A 21,444-nucleotide genomic window follows, 5' to 3' on the forward strand; every position below is an offset into this window, starting at 1 on the left:
AACGCAGGCCGCTGCGCAACTTCTCCGCGATGATGCGCACGGCGCACAACGCGATGGGCGTGCACGATCCATACTCGGTGCCGCGCGTGCTGGCCACGGGCGCACCGGCGGCGCTCGACGCGCTGGCGCTCAGCTGGCGCCTCACGCCCGTTGGCGAGCCGGCGTGGTTCGGCAGGCTTTGGCACGACGCCGAAGGCATTCTGATCGCAGAGCCAGGCGAGTCGCTCGGTGCGCGTGCGGCCGCCGAACGCCGGCGCGGCTCGACCGGCGGGCGCTTGCTGCGCGGTCTGCTGCGCAACCGGCCGGGCCGGCCGCTCGACGCGCTCGTGTGGGTGATCGCGCTCGATACGCTCATCGACGAAAACGGGACCGCGCGCGCGGACACCGACGCGGCGCTCGAAGCCTCGCGCACAGTGCTCGCGCTGCAGCGTCAACTGGGCCAGATGCTGCCGCTCTACGTGGTGGTGACGGGCTGCGACGCGCTGCCGGGACCGCATCGAATCGCCGCTGGGCTGGGCCTCGCCGTATGCGCCGCGGCGCGCCTTCGAAGCCGCGTGGGTGGACGAAGCCTTCGCCGACATGAGCCGCGCGCTCGCGGCGACGGTCACCGAAATGGGCACGCTCGACGGCGCGCTGGACGGCGACGTCTTCCTGTTGCCGCAGCGCATCGACACCCTGCGCGAGCCGTTGCGCGAGCACATCGAGCCCACCTTGCGCGGCGCAGCCGACGGCACCGCGCCGCTCCTGCGCGGCATCTGGTGCGTGGGTGCGATGCCGCAGGCGCAGGAGCGCGAGGAGCCCGCCATCACGAACGCGGCGCGCAGGGAGGCGCGCGCCGCGGCGGCGCCGGCCTTCGCGTCGCGCCTGTGGCACGACTTGCTGATGCCGGGGCAGGGGCTCGCGCTCGCCATTCCGCGCGTGCTGGCGCTGCGCATGCGTCGCTACCGTGTCGCCACGTTCGCAGCGATCGCGTTGGGCGTGTGCTGGTGCGTGGGCCTGGGCGTCGCCACCTGGCACGTGCGCAGCGACGCACGCTTGCTCGCGAGCAGTTACGACGCGCTCGCGCTCGCCAGCGTCGCCTGGCACGAAACGGGCACGAGCAGCAGCGAAACGGCGGCGGCGAACGCGCTGGGCAGCGCGGCGAACGCCTTCGTCAAGGTGCCGCGCTGGCAGCTCGCCACGCCGTTCATGCCGCTGTCGTATTTCGGCCTGCACCGCCGGCTCGACGACGCGCAATACCACGTGCTGAGCGGGCTCGTGTTCTCGCCGCTGCGCGCGCGGCTCGTCAGCCGTCTCGCAGAACTGAACTGCGACGGCGCCAACGAGTCGGGCGACAACGCGAGCCTCGTGGCCGCCGCGCGGCGTCCCCAGGACCTGCCCGAGTACACGCAGGGCACACGGCTCGTCACGAACGCGGCGCAGACCGAGCGGCTGATCACGAACTACAACGAACTAGTGGAACGCGATTCGGGCAACACCGTGATGCTCGCTCAACTCATGCGCGGTGCGGTGGGCGTGAGCTTTTCCCCCGATCATGTGGCCGACCGTGCGGGGCTGGACGACGCCATACGTGCGACTGCAGTGGAAGGCGGCGAACTGTCGTTCGACGGCACCGAGGCGCGCGCCGCGCACGCACGGGCGAGCGTGTGCTTCGAGGAGACCTTCGATCGCTGGTTCGACGACATCTATCAGGACTCCTCGCTCACGACGAACGCCGCGCAAATCCAGGCCATGCTCGCCGATCTCAAGGCGCCCGGCGCCGTGCCGACCACCGCCTCGCTCTCCGAACTGGCCACGCGCATCGACACGCTCGCAACCCAGGTCGACACCGCGGACCACGGCTGGGCGGGCACACATGGCCAGGAACTCGTGCCGGGGCTCACGGCGACCTTCGACACGGCAAAGGGGCTCCGCCTGATCGGCGCGACGCCGGTGGCGAGCGTGCTGGAGCACGAACAGAGCGAACAAAGCGCGTTCGCGGCGCGCTGGCTCGCGAGCGGCAACCTGCCTGGCGTGCTGGCCTCCAATCCCACCACAGGGCTGCAACTGGCGCCGGACCTGCTGCCGCTGCGCGACGCGTTGCGCACGCTGCTCGGCCAGTCGTTCGTCGCGGGCGAAGGCAGCGCGACGGCCGAAATTCGCGGCGTGGATGCCGGCTCGGCGCAGCGCGCGCTGGCGATCCTGCCCGCCTACAAGCAATACTCCGCAGGGCTTCTTGCGCAGGCGCCCGAAGCGTGGCGCGGCGCGCTGCTCGCCGCGGCGGGCAATGCGACCGTGCACAGCATGGTGGCCGCACTGTCGGCACCCGTTGCAACAGCGGCAACATCGGGCGGCGGCGCGCGCAACGTCGCCTACGCGCCGCAGACGCAGGGCGCGTCCTTCGACATGCTGCGCAAGAATGCGACCGATCTCGTGGAAGCGTTCGACTCGCTCGGCCGCGCCGATCTCGCGCAAGCCGTCGCCCTGCGCGTGAGCGATGCCGCGCTCGATGTGCTGCGCTCGACCGATGTCCAGTTGCAATCGCTCGAACCGTTCCGCCCGCTGCGCGGCGACTTCTCGGCGTGGAACGGCAACGCCGGCGGGTCGATGCGCGCATTCGGCGCCGCTACGCCCGAAGCGCTGCAAACCTACCTTGCCGCGCAGTCGAGTGCGGTGGCGGACACGGCCACGTTAGCGTCGAGCGCGCTCGACTGGCTGACCACGCAGAATCCGCCGCTCTCCACTGCGGACGCTCGGCTCGTGGCGCGCTGGAAGGCGCTCTTCGCGGACCTCGCGCAATACCGCGCGCGCAGCCCGGCGAGCGCACTGGTGGCGGTGCCGTCGATCATCTCCAACCAGCTCGACAAGATGGACCTCGACACCTGCAGCGCTTCGCTCGCGCAGGTGGACGTGCCGGGCTCGGGCGATATCGTTGCGAGCGCGGGCATGCGGCTCGTCTCGTCGGCGCGCGAACGCTGCTACCGGCTGCAGATCGGCACCGGCGGGGAGGCCTACGAACAGTTGCGCAACTATTTTGCGCGCTACCTGGCCGGCCGCTTCCCGTTCTCAGCGGATGCAAGCGCCCAGGCCGCCGACCTGCGCCAGACGGCGGCCTTCGTGGCGCTGCTCGACGCGAAGCTCGCGGACGCGCAACGCGGCATGAGCGCCGCGGCGGCGAGCGGCGGCCCGCAAGCGGGCGCGCAGCAGTTTCTGGCGAAGCTCGCGCGCGCGAAGCCCTGGCTCGACGCGCTGGTGGCGCGCGGCGCTGACGGGGCGCTCGTGGGTGTGGACGTGGCGGTGGATTGGCGTATCGATCGCGCCGACGAAGCCGGTGCGGACCAGGTCATCCAGTGGTCGCTCGCGAGCGGCAGCCAGACGCTCGCCTGGCCCGCCGCGGCGGGAACGCCGCTGCGCTGGGCGCCGGGCCAGCCCGCCGCGCTGAGCCTGCGCTGGGCGAAAGACGGCCCGTGGCGGCCCATGCAGGACGCGTCGCAGCCGACGCTCTCGGTCGACGGCGAAGCGGCCACATGGGCGGCAAACGACACGTGGTCGCTATTGCGCCTCGTGCGCCTGCATGCGGTGCCGGACGACGGCGTCGATACCGGCACGGGCGCGGGCAACGCGCCTATGGTGCTGAGCGTGCCGGTGCGCGACCGCAACGGCGGCACGCAAACGGCGCGCATGTTCATGCGTGTGGGCATGACGGGCGCGTCGAAAACGGCGCTCGCGTGGCCTGACCTGCCGTATGCGGCGCCGGGCTACAGCGCATACGGCAGCCCAGCGTTCACCTATGGACCGTATCCGTCGAGCACACAAGCGGGGCGCGGATGAACCCGGCATTCGACATCGAAGCACTCGTTCAACCGATACCGGGGAGCGCGCCGGCCGGCGTTTCGCTCCTGCACGACGCCGCCTTCGACGCGATCAAGGCGGCGCGACGCGAGGACGATCCGGCATTGCCTGCGGGCATCTGGCAAACCGCGCTCAAGGTCGCGGACTGGGCCGCCGTGGAAGCGGGCTGCGAGGACCTCCTCGCTCGCCGTAGCAAGGATTTGACGCTCGCTGCATGGCTGGGCGAGAGCTGGCTGCATCGATACGGATGTGTTGCCTTGCCGGATTGCTTCGTCTTGCTGAGTGAATTGTGTGTGCGCTATTGGGACGACATTCATCCGTTGCCGCGCGATGGCGATTTGGGCTTTCGGGCCGCGCCGCTCGCCTGGGTGGCCCAGCAGTTTCCGACCTTGCTCGGTGGGCGGATCGCGTTGTGCGCGGGGCCGGATGGATCTGCGCTGACGCTTGCGCGCTGGCAGGGTGCGCAGCGCGAGGCGGTGGCGGTGAAGGACCGCAAAGACGTGCCGGCCGCGAAGCGCGAGGAGGCTGCACGCGTGGCGCAGGCGTTGGCTCAGGCTGCGCATGCGGCGGAGCCTGCCGCGTTGCGCGATCAGTTGCAGGCGCTGCGCGCGGCGCGTGGGCCTATTGCGAGACTCGATGCATGGTGCACCGAGCGGCTCGGCGCGGAGGCGCCGTCGTTCGGGGTGCTGCTGGAAACGCTGGAACGCATGGAGAGCGTCTTGCGCGACTGGCTCACGACGCATCCCGAGTGGGAGGACGTACCAATGGTTGACGTTGCAACGATTCGGGAGAATGCGGTGGTCGAGCCTGCAATGATTCAGGTTGCTGCGGCTGTAGGGGTGCCGGCGCCGGCTGTGCCGAGGAGACTGGATGCGCCGCAGTCGCGTGATGAGGCGTATCGGTTGCTCGCTATCGTGGCGGACTATCTCATGCGCTATGAGCCGCATAGTCCTGTGCCTTATATGCTCAAGCGGGCGCTTGATTGGGGCGGGAAACCGTTGCCCGAGTTGCTCGCCGAGTTGATGGCCGGTGAGCGTGGCAGGGCGCTGGGGGCGGCGCTTGGGTTGTTGCCTGAGAGTGGACAAACGCAGTAGGCGAGGCGTGTCCCCGATTCATGATTGGAGATGACCGAAATGTCCAAATATGCTGCCCAGATCATCATCAATGTCCTGTCTGGTAACAACGACGGCACCATTCTGAACGGAACCCAATCGATCGTGGCCAAGGGCGTTAGCCAAGGGGTGCCGACTTACGTCTTTACGGCAAACACGGATAGCCCGCAAGCGGTGTCCCAGGCGGCGGCTAACCTGATGCAGCCGTGGCGCCTCTATATACGCGGTCACGGATCCGTTTCGAGGCAAACGCTGGGCGGGGTGGACGCTGCGCTGTTAGCCCAGTACCTTTCGCAATGCGGACTGGCCGGCAACTTGCCGGCCATCGTTTCGGTCACGGCTTGCAGGCTGGCATTGGGAAAGGATCAGGCGAAGGACCAGATTCCGTACGTTGCCTCCGGAAACAGCTACGTTGGCGACCTGCACCGGATTCTCGGTCAAACACACGGAATCTACGTGAGCGCGAGCGGACGCACGATGAACAATGCGGTGATCAATCAGGGGGCGCGCATCGGAAGGAAACTCACGAAGAATCCGGTCACAAACCAGCGGCACCCCAATCAGCTCTTTTCCAAGGTCGTCTTCTATTGGGACGAGCAACGCGCGCAGCGCTTCGGATTTGCACGCACGGAAATGGATATCGACGAAGACGCGGACTATATGGATATCGATGAGGACATGATGGACATAGGCTAGGGCCGCCAGGCCTCGCCCTCAGGGAAGGTGTGCTTCTCGAGTGAGTCCAGCTTCATTTCGATGCTATACCCAGGCTTCTGAGGCGGCATATAACGCCCATTCCGAATCACAACAGGATCAACAAAATGCTCATGCAAATGATCGACATACTCGAGCACGCGCTTCTCCAGCGAAGCCGAAACACACAAGTAATCGAACAGTGAAATATGCTGCACATACTCGCACAGCCCAACGCCGCCCGCATGCGGGCAAACAGGCACACCAAACTTCGCCGCCATCAGCAAAACGACGATGACTTCGTTAAGTCCACCTAACCGACAAGCATCCACCTGACAAAAATCGATCGCCTGCGCCTGCAACAGCTGCTTGAACATCACGCGATTGTGACAGTGTTCACCCGTGGCAACCCCAATCGACCCCAAACGCCGGCGAATCTCCGCATGGCCGAGAATATCGTCGGGGCTCGTCGGCTCCTCGATCCACCACGGATCGAATTCCGCGAGCCGCCGCATGTTCGCCACCGCTTCGTCCACGTCCCACACCTGGTTGGCGTCCATCATCAGCTTCAGGTTTTCGCCGATCTCCTCGCGCAGAATGCGCGCGCGCCGCACGTCTTCGTCGAGATTGCCGCCCACTTTCTGCTTGAAATGCGTCCAGCCGAGCGCGACGCCTTCCCGTGCGAGGCGCCGGATCTTGTCGTCGTCGTAGCCCAGCCAGCCGGCCGAAGTCGTATAGGCGGGGTAGCCCTGCGCGAGCATTTCCACTTCGCGCGCGCCCTTGGTCTTCGCGTGGCGATGCAGAATGGCCAACGCTTCGTAAGGCGTAATCGCATCGGTCACGTAGCGAAAATCCAGGCAGCGCACGAGTTCCTCCGGACTCATGTCCGCGAGCAGTTTCCATACGGGCTTGCCAACCGATTTGGCCCACAGGTCCCACACCGCATTGACGACTGCCGCCGTTGCCAGATGAATCGCGCCCTTGTCGGGGCCGATCCAACGTAGTTGGCTATCCGAAGTAAATGCGCGCCAGAATGCGCCCATGTTCGCCGTAATGTCTTCGAGCCGCTTGCCGACGATGAGCGGCGCTAGCGCGTTGACCGCCGTCACGCAGATTTCATTACCGCGTCCGATCGTGAACGTGAGCCCGTGCCCTGTGAATCTGTCTGGAGAATCGGTTTCGAGCGTGACGTAAGTGGCGGAGTAGTCCGGCGCGGCATTCATGGCGTCGGAACCGTCGAGCGAACGCGAAGTGGGAAAGCGGATGTCGCGAACGGATAGCTTGCTGATCGTAGTCATTCGAACTCCCCGGTGAAGGGACGGCTTTCGGTAGGGAAAACCAGACGTTTGCACGCGTTGACAACGCTGAATCTGCTATCTAGCATGCTAGCATGTCTTCTTAAAATCAAGCGTGCCGTGAACTCTTCATCCGAAATGGCGAGTGTTGGCGATCCTTATGTCGCACTGCAAAAGATTAGAGGCGGCGAGCGCGGCAGCCTGACCGATGCAGTCGAGCACGCACTGAGAGAAGCGATTGTGACGCTCGCGCTGGAACCCGGGATGATGATCGACAAGATGGCGGTCTGCGAACGCATGGGCGTGTCGCGCTTTCCGGTTTCCGCCGCGCTCGCGAAGCTCGCGCATGCGGGTCTCGTCGAAGTTTTGCCGCAGCGCGGCACGCGCGTCAAACCGATCGCGCTCGACGATATTCGCCAGCATCTGTTCATTCGCAGCGCGCTCGAAGTCGAAACGGTGCGCGGAGTCGCGCGCATGAAGGACCGTGCCACGATCGACGCACTGGCAGCCAATCTCGTTGAGCAGCGCAAGATTGCCGGTAATGGCCAGCGTCTCGAGTTTCATGAGCTCGATCTGGCGTTTCATGAAATCCTGTTAGACGCGGTGAATCTGCCGCGCGTGAAAGAGATCGTCGCGGTGTCGCGCAACGCGCTGGACCGCGCGAGGCAACTGCTGGCGAGTCCCGAGCGTCTCGTGCACACGCTCGAGGAGCACGAACGGATTTTCGAAGCCATTCGCGCCGGCCGTGCCGACGCAGCGGCCAAAGCAATGCACGACCATCTCGATCAGGTCATCGAGGAATTGCGCCGGTCCGCGAAAGAACGGCCAGATCTCTTTGCACCTTGAGCGCTTTGGTCGTACGTCGAGCAATGCCCATCCTTCAACCCCCTTTGTGCAGCGCTGCAAGCCACGCCGCGCACGCAATCAAGAGGCCCCGTAATGTGTCTGGCTTTTCTTCGCGGATCAGCGCCATGACGCCGCTCATCTCCGTCAACAAGCTGAGCAAGAGTTTTCCCGGCGTGAGAGCGCTTCACGAAGTGCAATTCGATCTCATGGCGGGCGAAGTGCACGCGCTGATGGGCGAGAACGGCGCGGGCAAGTCGACCCTGATGAAGATTCTCGCGGGCGTGTATACGCGCGACTCGGGCGACATTCTCTACGATGGCCAGCCCATAGCGTTCGCGAGTCCGGGCGAGGCCCAGGCCGTGGGCGTCGGCATCATTCATCAGGAACTCCAGCTGATGAATCATTTGACCGTCGCGCAGAACATGTTCATCGGCCGCGAACCGCGCGGGCGCCTCGGGCTCTTTCTCGACGAAGACAAGCTCAATGCGCAGGCGCGCGAGATTCTCGCCCGCATGCACGTGCACCTCGATCCGCGCACCGTGGTCGGCTCGCTCACGGTGGCAAGCCAGCAGATGGTCGAAATCGCCAAGGCGCTGTCGTTCGATTCGCGCGTGCTCATCATGGACGAGCCGACTTCCGCGCTCAACGACGCGGAAATCGCCGAGCTTTTCCGCATCATTCGCCAGTTGAAAGAGCGGGGCGTGGGCATTGTCTACATCTCGCACAAGATGGACGAGCTCAAGCAGATCGCCGATCGCGTCACCGTGCTGCGCGATGGCGAGTACGTCGCCACCGTCGCCGCCGCCGATACGAGCGTGCAGGCCATCATCGGTATGATGGTCGGCAGAACACTCGCCGATGTTGCACCGTACCAGGGGCCGGCGCACCAGGGCGAAGTCGCGCTCGACGTGAAGCATCTGAACGCGGGCCCGCTCGTGCGGGATGTGAGCTTCACGTTGCGCAAAGGCGAAATACTGGGCTTTGCGGGACTCATGGGCGCCGGCCGCACTGAGGTCGCGCGCGCCGTGTTCGGCGCGGACCCGGTCGAATCCGGCGACATCTTCGTGAAAGGCGCGAAGGTATCGATCAAAACGCCGAGCGATGCGGTCGCGCACAGCATCGGGTATCTCTCCGAGGACCGCAAGCGCTTTGGTCTCGCGACCGGCATGGACGTCGAATCGAACATCGTGATGTCCAATCTCGGCAAGTTCCTCTCGCTGAACGTGTTTCTGCGCCGCATGCAAATCCGCAAGACGGCGGCGCATTTCATCAGTCTGCTCGCCATCCGCACGCCTTCCGCTACGCAGCCGGTGCGTCTGCTGTCGGGCGGCAACCAGCAGAAGATCGTCATTGCGAAGTGGCTGGAGCGCGACTGCGACGTGCTTTTCTTCGACGAGCCCACGCGCGGCATCGATGTCGGCGCGAAAAGCGAGATCTACAAGCTGTTGCGGGCGCTCGCCGAACAAGGCAAGGCGATCGTGATGATCTCGTCGGAACTTCCGGAAATCCTGCGCATGAGCGACCGGATCGTAGTGATGTGCGAAGGCCGTATCACTGGCGAACTCTCCGCCAGCGAGGCGACCCAGGAGCGCATCATGCATCTCGCGACCCAGCGCGAAACCCTGCAAGCGGCATGAGCCTCAAGAGGTCGAATCCATGACTATGCAATCGGATACTGCGGCGCTGACCGACCAGAAACGGTCGTCCGGCATCAAGGCGCGCATTTTCTCGCCCACTGCGCTGCAGAAAATGCTCGCGTTCGCGAGCCTGATCCTGCTGCTGATCTTTTTCAGCTTCGCTTCGCCTGCCTTCATGCAGATGGACAACATCCTCGGCATTCTGCAGGCCACCGCCGTGAACGGCGTGCTCGCCATTGCCAGCACGTTCGTCATCATCACGGGCGGCATCGATTTGTCGGTTGGCACGCTGATGACCTTTACCGCGGTGATTTGCGGCGTTTTCCTGACCTACTGGCATTTGCCGATGTGGATCGGCGTACTGGCGGCAATCGGCACGGGGGCGGTGTGCGGCACCATTTCCGGCACGCTCACGGCGAAGATGAAGATCCCGCCGTTCATCGCCACGCTGGGCATGATGCTGCTGCTCAAGGGGCTCTCGCTCGTCGTCTCGTCCGACAAGCCGATCTATTTCACCGACACCGAAAACTTCTACATGATTTCGCAGGACTCGCTGATCGGCTATTTTCTGCCAAGCGTGCCCGTACCGAACGCCGTGTTGATTCTGTTTGTGCTAGCCATTGTGAGCTCGATCACGCTGAACCGAACGGCGCTCGGACGCTATACGTTCGCGCTCGGCAGCAACGAAGAGGCCGTGCGCCTTTCAGGCGTGAATGTCGATCGCTGGAAGATCGCCATTTATGGCCTTGGCGGCGCGATTTGCGGCATTGCGGGACTCTTGATCGCTTCGCGCCTGAACTCGGCGCAACCGGCACTTGGCCAGGGCTACGAGCTGGAAGCCATTGCGGCCGTGGTGATCGGCGGCACGTCGCTGAGCGGCGGCTCGGGCACGATACTCGGCACCATCATCGGCGCGTTCATCATGAGTGTGCTGACCAATGGCTTGCGCATCATGTCGGTCGCACAGGAATGGCAGATCGTGGTGACGGGTCTCATCATCATCCTCGCGGTTTACGCGGATATCCTGCGCCGCAAGAAGACTTAGAAGAGGAGACGGAAGAAGCACGGAGAGAACGGGGAGTAAAACAAGGCTCCCTCAACGGCTGGAGGTCTATGGCCCACCTTAGGAGGAGAAATGTCATGTTGAAAAGAAAACTGATCAGTGCCGTAATCGGAGTGGGCGCGCTCGTGGGCACGTCCAGCTTGGCCTATGCTGAGGAACCCTACATTCCGATCATTTCGAAGGGCTTTCAGCATCAGTTCTGGCAGGCCGTGAAATCCGGCGCGGAACAATCGGCGACGGCGAACAACGTCAGGATCACGTTCGAAGGCCCTGAAACCGAGGCCATGGTCGACAAGCAGATCGACATGCTTTCGGCCGCGCTCGCCAAGAAACCGCAGGCGCTCGGCATCGCCGCGCTCGACAGCAAGGCCGCCGTTCCGCTGCTCAAACGCGCGCAGTCCAGCAAGATCCCTGTGATCGCGTTCGACTCGGGCGTCGACAGCGATATTCCGCTCACGACCTGCGCCACGGACAACCTCGCCGCCGCCGCGCTCGCCGCCGACAAGATGGCGGAGATGATCGGCAATTCCGGCGAAGTCGGCGTGATCGTGCATGACCAGACGAGCCGCACGGGTATCGACCGCCGCGACGGCTTCGTCAACGAGATAAAGACGAAGCACACGGGCATCAAGATCGTTTCCGTGCAGTATGGCGCGGGCGACCACCTGAAGTCGGCGGAAATCGCCAAGGCCATGATTCAGGCGAACCCGAACCTCAAGGGCATTTTCGGCGCCAATGAAGGCTCGGCGGAAGGCGCGGCGATCGGCGTGAAGGAGTCGGGCAAGAAGCTGGTGCTGATTGGCTTCGACTCGGGCAAGGAGCAGAAGGAGGCCATCATGTCCGGCCTGATGGCGGGTGCGATTACGCAGAACCCGGTCGGTATCGGCAAGTGCGTCGTCGATTCCGCGGCGAAGGCGTTGAAGGGCGAAACACTGCCCAAGAAAATCGACACGGGCTTTTACTGGTACGACAAGACCAATATGAACGACCCGAAGATCGCGGCGGTGCTTTACAACTGATTGATATCGGTGTGAGTCATGTGCAGGGAGAAAGGAAGAGCTGAGGCTCTTCCTTTTCGTTTTACGCGTCTGCGGCGCACTTCACTCGGAAACCGCCGCCCCAGCCGGCGAGCGCCGGGGAGTACGCGAACCGTCTTTCGAAGCGAACACGTAGTAGGTCAGCGCTGTCGCGACGAGGCCAACCATCCACGAGACATCGGCGCCGCCGACGATCGACGCCAGCGGGCCGTGGAAAAAGCTCTCCGCCATGAACGGCACCTGCACCGCAATGCCGAAGAGATAAATCGCGATGGCCTTGAAGTTGAAGGAGCCATAGACGCCGCCGTGGCTGCTCACGATTTCCGCGACGCGATAGCGCCGGTGGTTGATCAGATAAAAGTCGACCAGATTGATCGCGACCCACGGCGCGAGCACGATGCGCATGGCAAAGATCGCCGTCAGGAAGATCGCGATGAAATTGCTCGAGGCCCACAACGCCGTGACGGTGGAGGCGACCAGCAGCGCGCTCGAAAAGACGACGCGCACCGTGCGGCCAGGCACCCAGTCGGGGCGGAAGGTCTGTGCGGCGGTAATGAACGACAGCACCCCGCCATACAGATTCATGCCGTTGTGGCCAATGATGTTGACCAGGAAGAGGAAGATCAGCACATAGCCGAACATGCCCGTTTGCGTGCGGATGGCTTGCATGGCGTCGGTGGAATGTCCGGTGCTGACCGCGAGCACGCCAAAGAGAAACGCGAAGATGGTGCCGAGCGAGGTGCCGAAATACGTGAACGCAAAGGTCTTCGCAAAGCCCGCCGAGGTCGGCAGGTAGCGCGAATAGTCGGACGTGTAGGGCGCGAAGCTGATTTGCCAGACGGCGCACAGCCCGAACATCGCGAACCAGTTCGACACGTCGAAATGACCCTGCTGCAGGATTTGCGCGTCAAGACCGGGGGCCATCATGATCATGCCGATCAGGAGCGCGCCGCCCATGAACCACGCGCCAATCTTGTTGAAGCGGTGAATGAAGTGATAGCCGATCACGCCGACGAGCGTCGCGAGAATCGCGCCGAGCACGGTGCCTACCGGCACGGGCACCGCGGGCGCGGCGGTGTGAAGCGTCTTGCCCGCGAGGATGATGTTCGAGACGAAGAAGCCGAGATAGATCAGCGTGGTGAAGCTGACCACGAGCAGCGAGCCATAGCGGCCGAATTGCGCGCGGCTTTGAATCATCTGCGGCACGCCGACGAGCGGGCCTTGCGCAGAGGTGAGGGCGTGAAAAATGGCGCCAAAGAATTGCCCGGCGACGATGGCGAGAATCGCGCTCATCACGTCGAGGTGAAAGACCAGGACCGAAGTCGCACCGGATATCACCGCGAGCGGCGCGACATTCGTGCAGAACCACAACGTGAAGAGATCGACTGGCTTGCCATGCCGATGCTCGGGAGCGACATACTCGATCGAGTTGCTTTCAATGGTCAGAACGCTGTTGTCGTTCGCCGGGTTTTTCATAGTGTCTCCATCTTTATTGCACAGGCCGAGCCACGCCACGAAGGTGGCGCGGCATGGCCTTGAACGGCTCTGAAGCGGCTTTGGAACGGCTTTGAAGCGGTGCAGCGGGGAACGGATCAGCGCATCACGAACGGATCGCTGATCGGTTCGTCCGAGGTGCGCAGCCACACGGACTTCGTCGTCGTGTATTCGAGCGCGGCAGCCATGCCGCCCTCGCGGCCGTGCCCGGAAAGCCCGAAGCCGCCGAACGGCACGAGCGGCGACACCGCCCGATAGGTGTTGATCCAGACGATCCCCGAGCGCACGCGCCGCGAAACGCGATGTGCCCGCGTGAGGTTGGTGGTGAAGATGCCCGCCGCGAGTCCGTAGGCGCTGCTGTTCGCCTTCTCGATGGCTTCCTGTTCGGAAGCGAACGTATCCACCGAAAGCACGGGGCCGAACAACTCCGTCGTGATGCTGTCCGCGTTGCTCACGCCCGAGCAGTCCAGAATTGTCGGCGCGTAGTAGTAGCCGTCGCGCCCCAGCGCCTTGCCGCCCGCGAGCACCTTTGCCCCCTGGCTCACGGAACTCGCGACGATCTTCTCGATGTTGCGCAGTTGCCTTTCGGTGCAGAGCGGCCCGTATTCCGTCGTCATCTCGTTGGGCGAACCCACGCGAATGCGCGAGACGCGTTCGACAAGCAACGCGAGGAATTCGTCCTTGACGGATGCCTCGATCAAAAGACGCGAGCCCGCCACGCAGCTTTGGCCGCTTGCCGCAAAAATCGCCGCGACTTGCGCATTCACCGCGCTCTGGATATCGGTATCGGCGAACACGATGAATGGCGACTTGCCGCCCAGTTCGAGCGAGACCTTCGCAAGATTGTTCGAGGTGTTCCTGACGATATGCCGCGCGGTTTCGGGGCCGCCCGTGAAGGCCACCTTGTCCACCCTGGGATGGCTGCTGAGCACAGCGCCGCATTCCGGCCCGAAGCCGGTGATCACGTTGACGACGCCCGGCGGAAATCCGGCCTCGTGCACGAGCCGCGCGAATTCGAGCAACGGGCCGGGCGCTTCCTCGGAAGCCTTCAGAACGACCGTGCAACCGGCGGCGAGCGCCGGCCCGACCTTCACGGCGGAAAGAAACAACTGGCTGTTCCATGGAACGATGGCGGCGACCACGCCGACGGGCTGCCGTTCGAGCCAGACCTGCATGTCCGGCTTGTCTACGGGAATGTGGCTGCCTTCGATCTTGTCGGCGATTCCCGCGTAGTAGCGGTAGTATTCGGCCACATAAGCGATCTGGCTCGACGTTTCGCGAATGATCTTGCCGGTGTCGTTCGTTTCAATTTCAGCGAGCCGCGGCGCAGCCTTTTCGACGAGCCCGGCCAGCTTGTGCAACAGCTTGCCGCGCGCCGAGGCGGTGAGGCCGGCCCACGCGGAATCGGTCAACGCGCGGTTGGCCGCTTCGACGGCGCGGTTGACCTGCTCCGTGCGCGCTTCGGGCATTTGCGTCCACACGTTGCCCGTGGCCGGGTTCACGCTGTCGAACGTCGCGGCGCCCGGTTCGAACTGGCCGTCGATATACAGCTGAAAATGAAAGTCCATGGAATCCGCCCCTTACCTGAATGCAGGCATGACGTCGTTGATCATGCGCTCGAGTGACGCCTTCTTGCGCTCGAAGCTCATGCCCGTATCGATCCAGAACGAGTACTCGTCGAAGCCGAGTTTCTCGTAGGCCCGCAGACGCCCGATCACTTCCTCGGGCGTGCCGATGACGTTGTTCTTGCGCATCGCCTCGGGCGTATAGAACGGGTGAGCGGCGATCTCTTCCTTCGTGAGGGGCTTGATCATGCCGCGGCTCACAGGGCGCTCATTCTTGAACCACGCGCCGAAGTAGTTGTAGAACGTGTTCACTTCGTCGGCGGCGATCTGCGCGTCGTCCTCGCTGCTCGCCACGTACGTGTGGCGCAGCAGCATGATCTGCGGGCGCGGCACGTTGCTGAACTTCTCGCACGCGGCGTTGAAGTGGCCGACGAGCTTCTCGACCTCTTCGTCGCCGAAATGCAGCGGCGTGACCTGCACGTTGCAACCGTTGGACACGGCAAATTCGTGGCTGTTCGGATCGCGCGCGGCCACCCAGATCGGCGGATGCGGGCGCTGCAGCGGCAACGGCGACGACGTCGTCGAGGGGAATTTCCAGAACTCGCCTTCGTGCGCGTAATCGCCTTCCCACAGCTTTTTCACGGCCGGAATGAGTTCGCGCATGCGTTGGCCCGCGCCCCACGCGTCGAGCCCCGGCATCAGGCGTTCGTACTCGAACGAGTATGCGCCTCGTGCAATGCCCAGATCCAGACGGCCGTTCGAGATGATGTCGGTCATCGCGGCTTCGCCGGCGAGCTTGATCGGGTGCCAGAAGGGCGCAATGACCGTGCCCGTGCCGAGCCTCACGTTCTTCGTCTTGTTGGCGAGGTCCGCGATGTTGAGGAACGGATTGGGCGCGATCGTGAAGTCCATGGCGTGGTGCTCGCCGGTCCAGATCGCATGCATGCCGCCGCGATCGGCGATCTGGCACAGCTCGATCATTTCGTCATACAACTGCTTCTGACTGGTCTGATCGGAGACGCGCTCCATGTGAACGAAAAGTGAGAATCGCATGATGGAACCTTTCAGGAATGAAGCGGGCGGACTGTGCCGTTGCTATGGTCGCCGAAGTACATCCCGTAGCTCTTCAGTTCGCTTTCCTTGCGGTAGCGCTGGAGCATGCTGGCAAGTGCGCTGTCCTGGAACGCTTGCGTTTGCACGTCTTCCAGACTAACGAATTGTGCCGAGGCGTCGCCCGCTGCGGCGAGTTCATCCGGCGCGCTGCACAGGAACGAGATGTACTGGTAATGGGTTTCGGTATTGTTGTAGACCGAATAGATGAAGCTTGCCGATGCATCGGGCTGGTACTTCGTGAAGATCTCGGCGAGCGCCTTGTCGGCGCCTTCCTTGCCGATCTCTTTCGAAGGCAGGCCCCATTTGCCGTCTGCGTTTTTCACGAGCAGCACCTTGTCCTCGCGCGCGATGATCGCGCTCACGATGACTTTCGGACCCGCGATGACTTCCGCCGATACCCTGGCCGGCGTGAAATAACCGCCGCGATAGTAGCCGAGGCCAGCGAACCCCGCGGAATGAAACGCCTCGACCCGGCCGACGATCAGCGCGTGGTCGCCCGCGTCGATCACGGCGTGCGTCGTGCAGTCGAACCAGGCGCTGACGTCGCCAATGAGCGGGTTGCGGTTGGCGCTCAGTTGCCAGTTCACGTTGGCGAAGCGGTCGTCGCTCGGCCGCGCGAACGTGTTGGACAAATCCTTTTGTCCTTCCGCGAGGATGTTGATGGCGAAGTGGCCCGCAGTGGAAAACGTCTGGTAATTGCTCGACGTCTTCGCAATGCTCACCAGCAGCAGCGCGGGGTCGAGCGAAACGGACGAAAACGAATTGGCGGTGAAGCCGAGCGGCTTGCCGTCGTCCGTCGCGGTCGTCACGATCGTCACGCCCGTCATGAACGCGCCGAACGCGTCGCGCAGCTCGCGCGTGTTGATCTTCGCGGCTTGCGGGTTAACTACCTGGCTCGTGTCTTGGCTCATTTCACACTTCCACTTCGTGGTTTTCCGCCTGCGGCTCCGTCTGCAACCAGGCACGCAGCGCGCGATTGACTTCGTCGGGCGCGGTGAGGTTCACCATGTGGCGTTCGTTTTCGATCACCACGGCCGTGCCGTTGTGCGCGGCTTGCGCCATCTGTCTCGCCATCTGCGGCGTCGAGTTCGGATCGTCGGCGCCGGTCAGGACGAGAGCAGGGCAGCGAATCGTCTGCCAGCCGTCGGCGTACACGTCGTCGCCGCCCGCGAACGCCGTGTAGGCCGTCGCGTAGCCCGCAAGGTTCACCGACTTCAGCCACGACTCGACCTTTTGCGCCGCCACTTGCTGGGCTTCGTCCGCGTTGAACCAGCGTCGCAGCGGCGTATCCACGTCGATGGTGCCCGAGCGCAACTCGGCGGCGCGCTGCAGCACGGCTTCGCGCGCCGCTTCGGTACGCCGGTACACACCGTTCAGGACTGCCACACGCTTGACCAGATCGGGACGCGTGACCGCGACGCCAGCCGCGATCAACGAACCCATCGAGTGGCCCGCCAGATTGACGGGACCCACGTGCAGCGCCTCGACGAAACTGGTTGCCCACTCAACGAACTGCGGCAAGCCGGCACCCGCTTCGAGCGCATCGCTTCGACCGTGGCCCGGCATGTCGACCGAGATCACGCGGAATTCGGCCGAGAGGTCTTCGATCTGCGGATACCACGCGCTCGCCTGCATGCCCACGCCGTGAATCAGCACGAGCGGTTCGCCCGCGCCTTGCTCCAGATAGTGCGCGACGCGCTTATTTGACAGCTGCAGGGTTCTTGACGTCATTTCCGAGCTCTGCGAGGTCTTTGTAGCGATCGCCAATGCGGTGATGCGGACGGCCACCCGTTGCAGCGCCGATGGCGACCACGAGTTCGTCGGCGGCCGGCGCATCGGCAATCGACAACTGCAGCGTGAGATAGTGCGAGCGGCGGCCTTCGTCGTTCTTGTCCATCATCGGGATGAGCAGCGGCGCATTGGCTGGGCCGCGCGTGTTGTTGAACGCAAGATACGACTTCGCGCCCACCGCCGAGCGATAGATATTGCCGAAGTGCAGCGTGTGAATGAGCGCGGACGCATGCTCCAGCTCGCCCGCAAGACCCACGATGGCGCTCTTGCCGAACGCTTCGACCGCTTCGCCCGAACCGGCTTCGTCGATGATGAGCTTCGTGAGGTGCTCGCTCAGTTGCGGCGCGATTGCGCGAATCTCGGGCGAGAGGTCTTCCACGTACCCGCGGCCCGCCCACGGGTTCTTGATCACCGCGACCGCGCCGATCATTTTCAGCGGCTTCGCAGCGGCCTTGTCGCCGTCTACGAAGACGTTCTCGACATGGAGGATGGATTTGCGAATCAGGCTCATGGCAACTTCCTTCGTACGTTGATTGTGTGAAGCATTTTGGTATACCATGTTACGGCATGCCATGAGTGTTAACCCGATAGCTCACGGTGAACCCCGTCTGCCAAGGGATTGCCGCTTTTTCTTGATGAATCCGACGATGAAAAACGAGGAGGAGAGATGACTGCATACTGGATTGCACATGTCACCGTGCTGGACGCCGCGAAGTACAAGGACTACACGGACATCGCGCCGCTGGCGTTCAAGAAGTTCGGCGCCGTATTCCTCGCGCGCGGTGGTGCGGCGCAGGTGCTGGAAGGCGAGTCGTTCGCGCGGCACGTCGTGATCCAGTTCCCCGACATGCAAACGGCGCTCGACTGCTACCACTCGCCGGAGTATCAAGCGGCCAAGGCGAAGCGCGATGGCCATTGCGTGGCGCAGATCTCGATCGTCGAGGGGCTGGAGAACTGACCGGGCCGTTGCGGCGGGGCGCAAAAGGGGCAAAGCGCAGGCAGAAGGAAAGCTGGGCGTCAGTTGCGTCATAATATGGCATTCCATGTCCGCATCCTTGTGCGCGGGCTTTCGTCCTTCTCCTGTTGCCGCCTATGCAAGACCTCAAAATCGATCGCAATGCCAAGACCCTGCGTGAACTCACGCTCGACAAACTGCGCGGCGCGATAGTCCAGGGGTATTTCCGGCCGGGCACGCGGCTCGTCGAACGCACGCTGTGCGACGAGCTTGGCGTGAGCCGCACGGTGGTGCGCGAGGTGCTTAGGCATCTCGAGACCGAGGGGCTCGTCGAGACCGTCGCGCGGCAGGGGCCGATCGTGGCGCGGCTCGATCCCACGCAAGTGGGCGAGATCTACGAGTTGCGCGGATTGCTCGAAGCCAATGCTGCCCGGGCCTGCGCCGAGAACGCCACGCCCGAAGTCGTGCAGCGGCTGCGCGCGATCCGCGCGATCATCGAGGACGCGTTCGAAAAGCGCGACCTGCCGCGCGTGGTGGAGCACACCGAGCGCTTCTATGAAACGCTGTTCGAAGCCGCCAACAAGCAGGTGTCGCTCACGGTCGTCAAAACGCTCAACGCGCGTATCAACCGCTTGCGCGCGTTGACGATCGCGATGCCGGGGCGCGGCGGCGACTCCAATCGAGAGATGAACCTGCTGCTCGACGCCATCGAGCGGCGCGACGGCGAAGCGGCCTCCGCGGCGTCGTTCGCGCATATCAAGCGCGTCTCCGAGCTGGCGCTCTCGGCGCTCGCCCAGCAGAACGAAGGTCTCAGCGACGCCTGACGCTCTAGCTGACCCGCCAGCCTAAAAAGGCCGCCGGCACACGCTGGCGGCCTTTTCTTTTGTCTGCTCAATTCAGGTCGATCGGGCGCAGCCCAAAGCATGCCAGTGCGCCCGCGAGCGATCTCATGGTATTCCATAATACGCAATAGTTTGTTGTGGGCCATAAGATGGCATACCATAATCTCATCGAACGCGAACTCCGACGATTTTCCGTATCGCCCGAGTTGCCGGATGGAGCCTGAATTCCATGAAGCCTGCTTTCGCCTCCGAACATGGCGTCTCGCGCGCGCAGCGCGGTCGAACCGCGGGCACGTGCTACAGCGTGTACGCGCCGCAATCGAGCGCCGCGTGCGAAACCGTGGTGCTGATCCATGGCGTCGGCATGAATCAGAGCGTGTGGGCGCCGCAGATCGATGCGTTGTCCGAATCGTTTCGCGTCGTCGCCTACGACATGCTGGGTCACGGAGAGAGCGCGCTGCCGAGCGCACAGCCCACGCTCGACGAATACGCCGCGCAGCTCGAGTCGCTGCTCGACGCCATCCAGGTCGAGCGCGCGCACGTGGTGGGGCATTCGATGGGCGCGCTCGTCGCGCTCGAATTCGCGCTGCTCAATGCGCCGCGCACGCTGAGCGTCGTTGCACTGAACGCGGTGTACGACCGCACGCCGGCGCAGCGCGAAGCGGTGATGACGCGCGCGGCGAGTCTCGGCGAAGCGCCGGCCGCAAGCGGCGTGGACGCGACGCTCTCGCGCTGGTTCGGCCACCCGATCCCGGGGCATCTGACCCAGGCGGCGCAAGCGGTGCGTGCGCTGCTGCTCGCCGTCGATCCCGTGGGCTACGCGCGCACGTACCGTCTTTTCGCATCTTCCGACGCCGCGCACGTGGGCCGTCTCGCGAATCTGGAGGTACCCGCGCTCTTTCTCACCGGCGAGTGCGATCCGAATTCGAGCGCGCAGATGTCGCACGCGATGGCGTCCGTCGCGCCGCGCGCCCGCGCGGAAGTCATTGCGAACGCGCGCCACATGATGAACGTGACCGACCCGGAACGCGTCAACGCAAGCCTGCTCGCGTTCCTGGCCGTTGCGTCGGCGACGCAGGCAGCCAATACCGCAGCAAACACAGGAGAACGCCATGGCTGAGCCGATGACTGCCCAACCCGCGCAACCGGCTTTCGATATCGCCGAATTTCGCCGCGCGCTGGGCGCGTTCGTGACGGGCGTGACCGTCGTCACGACGATCCAGCCCGACGGATCGCCGCGCGGCTTCACGGCCAACTCGTTCACCTCGGTGTCGCTCGACCCGCCGCTCATTCTGGTGTGCATCGCCAAGACGGCGTCGAGCTATGCGGTGTTCTCGCAAACGGGCCGCTTCGCGGTGAGCGTGCTCGCCGAAGACCAGCAGCAGGTTTCGGGCGTGTTCGCCTCGAAGGCCGCCGACAAGTTCGCGCAAGTGCCCTGGAGCGCGCGCAAAACGGGTGCGCCCGTGATGGACGGCGCGGCGGCGAGCTTCGACTGCACGACGCATGAAGTCGTCGACGCAGGCGACCACATCATCCTGATCGGCCGCGTGGTGGACGTCGTGCAAACGAGTTCGACGCCGCTTGGCTACTGCCGCGGCGCGTACGTGAACTTCAGTCTCTCGCAGGATGCGCTGGCTGCAGCCGGCGTGCGCGCGAAAGTGGGCGCGATTCTCGAGCATCGCGACGGCCTCGTGCTCATCGACACGCCCGAAGGCGTGGCGTTGCCGACGGGCGTCAAGCTCGAACCGGCCAGCGACGCGGCGAGCCTGCGCGGCGTGCTCGCGAAGCTCGGCCTGCGCGCCCATCTCGACTTTCTGTTCGCCGTGTTCGAAGACGGCAGCGGCAAAGGGCCGAGCGAGCATATCTACTACCGCGGCCGCGTGATTCACAACGGCTCGCCCTGGCTCGACAGCAGCATCCGCATCGTGCCGCTCTCGCAGATTCCTTGGGACGAATTGAGCGACGACGCCGTGCGCTCGATGCTCGAACGGTATGTGCGCGAACGCAAGCAGGACGCATTCGGCATTTACGTGGGCGACAGCGAAGCCGGCACCGTGCAGCCGCTCGCCCTCGCGCATTGACGGCACGGCACCGAACACAACCATGAAGAAGCCGACGGGTCTTCCCGCAGCCGGCCTGACGAAGCGACAACCAACCGTATCCCCGGAGA

17 protein-coding genes and 1 pseudogene are annotated in these 21,444 nt (G+C 64.0%); 11 read left to right on the forward strand and 7 right to left on the reverse strand.

Annotated elements, in window-relative coordinates; genetic code table 11:
* Positions 1–53: 53 nt before the first annotated feature.
* From AB4Y36_RS29385 to AB4Y36_RS29395, 3 genes and pseudogenes are all read left to right on the forward strand, one after another.
* Positions 54–3,810: pseudogene (locus AB4Y36_RS29385) on the forward strand (type VI secretion system protein).
* Entirely contained in the window at positions 3,807–4,925 is a 1,119-nt protein-coding gene (tssA, locus tag AB4Y36_RS29390) for a type VI secretion system protein TssA (protein WP_368684846.1), read from the forward strand. The pseudogene AB4Y36_RS29385 and the gene tssA overlap by 4 nt, the downstream one beginning before the upstream one ends.
* A 39-nt stretch (positions 4,926–4,964) precedes the next feature.
* The gene (locus tag AB4Y36_RS29395; RefSeq protein ID WP_083245554.1) at positions 4,965–5,639 is read left to right on the forward strand and encodes a C80 family cysteine peptidase; all 675 of its coding nucleotides are present in this window, start codon (positions 4,965–4,967) and stop codon (positions 5,637–5,639) included.
* Here the strand turns inward: AB4Y36_RS29395 and AB4Y36_RS29400 are convergent.
* A complete protein-coding gene (locus AB4Y36_RS29400) occupies positions 5,636–6,934 on the reverse strand; it encodes an L-fuconate dehydratase (protein ID WP_368684847.1) in 1,299 nt (432 codons plus the stop codon). The genes AB4Y36_RS29395 and AB4Y36_RS29400 overlap by 4 nt on opposite strands.
* Before the next feature lie 84 nt (positions 6,935–7,018).
* Here AB4Y36_RS29400 and AB4Y36_RS29405 point away from each other — a divergent pair, with 84 nt between their 5' ends.
* The 4 genes from AB4Y36_RS29405 to AB4Y36_RS29420 all read left to right on the forward strand — a co-directional run bounded on the left by AB4Y36_RS29405 (position 7,019) and on the right by AB4Y36_RS29420 (position 11,496).
* Positions 7,019–7,777 carry a GntR family transcriptional regulator gene (locus AB4Y36_RS29405; protein WP_368684848.1) on the forward strand — a complete coding sequence of 253 codons (759 nt, stop codon included), beginning with the start codon at positions 7,019–7,021 and terminating at the stop codon, positions 7,775–7,777.
* 125 nt (positions 7,778–7,902) lie between these two features.
* Entirely contained in the window at positions 7,903–9,414 is a 1,512-nt protein-coding gene (locus AB4Y36_RS29410) for a sugar ABC transporter ATP-binding protein (protein ID WP_342946183.1), read from the forward strand.
* Positions 9,415–9,433: 19 nt separating this feature from the next.
* Complete coding sequence (locus AB4Y36_RS29415) at positions 9,434–10,459, forward strand: ABC transporter permease (protein WP_069267992.1); 1,026 nt, start codon at positions 9,434–9,436, stop codon at positions 10,457–10,459.
* Between the two features lie 95 nt (positions 10,460–10,554).
* Positions 10,555–11,496, forward strand: coding sequence for an ABC transporter substrate-binding protein (locus AB4Y36_RS29420; RefSeq protein ID WP_069267993.1), 942 nt, complete (start codon positions 10,555–10,557; stop codon positions 11,494–11,496).
* A gap of 81 nt (positions 11,497–11,577) precedes the next feature.
* On the opposite strand, the gene AB4Y36_RS29425 is transcribed toward AB4Y36_RS29420, so the two are convergent.
* The 6 genes from AB4Y36_RS29425 to AB4Y36_RS29450 all read right to left on the reverse strand — a co-directional run bounded on the left by AB4Y36_RS29425 (position 11,578) and on the right by AB4Y36_RS29450 (position 17,988).
* On the reverse strand, positions 11,578–12,990 hold the full coding sequence (locus tag AB4Y36_RS29425) for a cytosine permease (protein ID WP_368684849.1): 1,413 nt from the start codon (positions 12,988–12,990) through the stop codon (positions 11,578–11,580).
* A 116-nt stretch (positions 12,991–13,106) separates the two neighbouring features.
* Positions 13,107–14,576 (reverse strand): aldehyde dehydrogenase, encoded by a 1,470-nt coding sequence (locus tag AB4Y36_RS29430; RefSeq protein WP_368684850.1) that lies wholly within the window; start codon positions 14,574–14,576, stop codon positions 13,107–13,109.
* Positions 14,577–14,588: 12 nt separating this feature from the next.
* Positions 14,589–15,626: an LLM class flavin-dependent oxidoreductase gene (locus tag AB4Y36_RS29435; RefSeq protein ID WP_069267996.1), complete on the reverse strand. Its 1,038-nt coding sequence runs from the start codon at positions 15,624–15,626 to the stop codon at positions 14,589–14,591.
* Positions 15,627–15,637: 11 nt separating this feature from the next.
* Complete coding sequence (locus AB4Y36_RS29440) at positions 15,638–16,597, reverse strand: flavin reductase (RefSeq protein WP_069267997.1); 960 nt, start codon at positions 16,595–16,597, stop codon at positions 15,638–15,640.
* Between the two features lies 1 nt (position 16,598).
* Positions 16,599–17,417 carry an alpha/beta hydrolase gene (locus AB4Y36_RS29445; RefSeq protein WP_342946178.1) on the reverse strand — a complete coding sequence of 273 codons (819 nt, stop codon included), beginning with the start codon at positions 17,415–17,417 and terminating at the stop codon, positions 16,599–16,601.
* Positions 17,386–17,988, reverse strand: a complete 603-nt coding sequence (locus AB4Y36_RS29450) for an amino acid synthesis family protein (protein ID WP_368605819.1) — start codon at positions 17,986–17,988, stop codon at positions 17,386–17,388. Before AB4Y36_RS29450 ends, AB4Y36_RS29445 begins: the two co-directional genes overlap by 32 nt.
* Before the next feature lie 156 nt (positions 17,989–18,144).
* Here AB4Y36_RS29450 and AB4Y36_RS29455 point away from each other — a divergent pair, with 156 nt between their 5' ends.
* The 4 genes from AB4Y36_RS29455 to AB4Y36_RS29470 all read left to right on the forward strand — a co-directional run bounded on the left by AB4Y36_RS29455 (position 18,145) and on the right by AB4Y36_RS29470 (position 21,355).
* A complete protein-coding gene (locus AB4Y36_RS29455) occupies positions 18,145–18,435 on the forward strand; it encodes a DUF1330 domain-containing protein (RefSeq protein ID WP_368684851.1) in 291 nt (96 codons plus the stop codon).
* 134 nt (positions 18,436–18,569) lie between these two features.
* Positions 18,570–19,256, forward strand: a complete 687-nt coding sequence (locus AB4Y36_RS29460) for a GntR family transcriptional regulator (protein ID WP_069268001.1) — start codon at positions 18,570–18,572, stop codon at positions 19,254–19,256.
* 247 nt (positions 19,257–19,503) lie between these two features.
* Entirely contained in the window at positions 19,504–20,394 is an 891-nt protein-coding gene (locus AB4Y36_RS29465; RefSeq protein ID WP_342946177.1) for an alpha/beta fold hydrolase, read from the forward strand.
* Positions 20,387–21,355 (forward strand): flavin reductase family protein, encoded by a 969-nt coding sequence (locus AB4Y36_RS29470; protein WP_342946176.1) that lies wholly within the window; start codon positions 20,387–20,389, stop codon positions 21,353–21,355. Before AB4Y36_RS29465 ends, AB4Y36_RS29470 begins: the two co-directional genes overlap by 8 nt.
* Positions 21,356–21,444 lie beyond the last annotated feature (89 nt).

The organism is Paraburkholderia sp. BR10936 (genome assembly GCF_040965735.1).
Lineage (GTDB): Bacteria > Pseudomonadota > Gammaproteobacteria > Burkholderiales > Burkholderiaceae > Paraburkholderia > Paraburkholderia nodosa_A.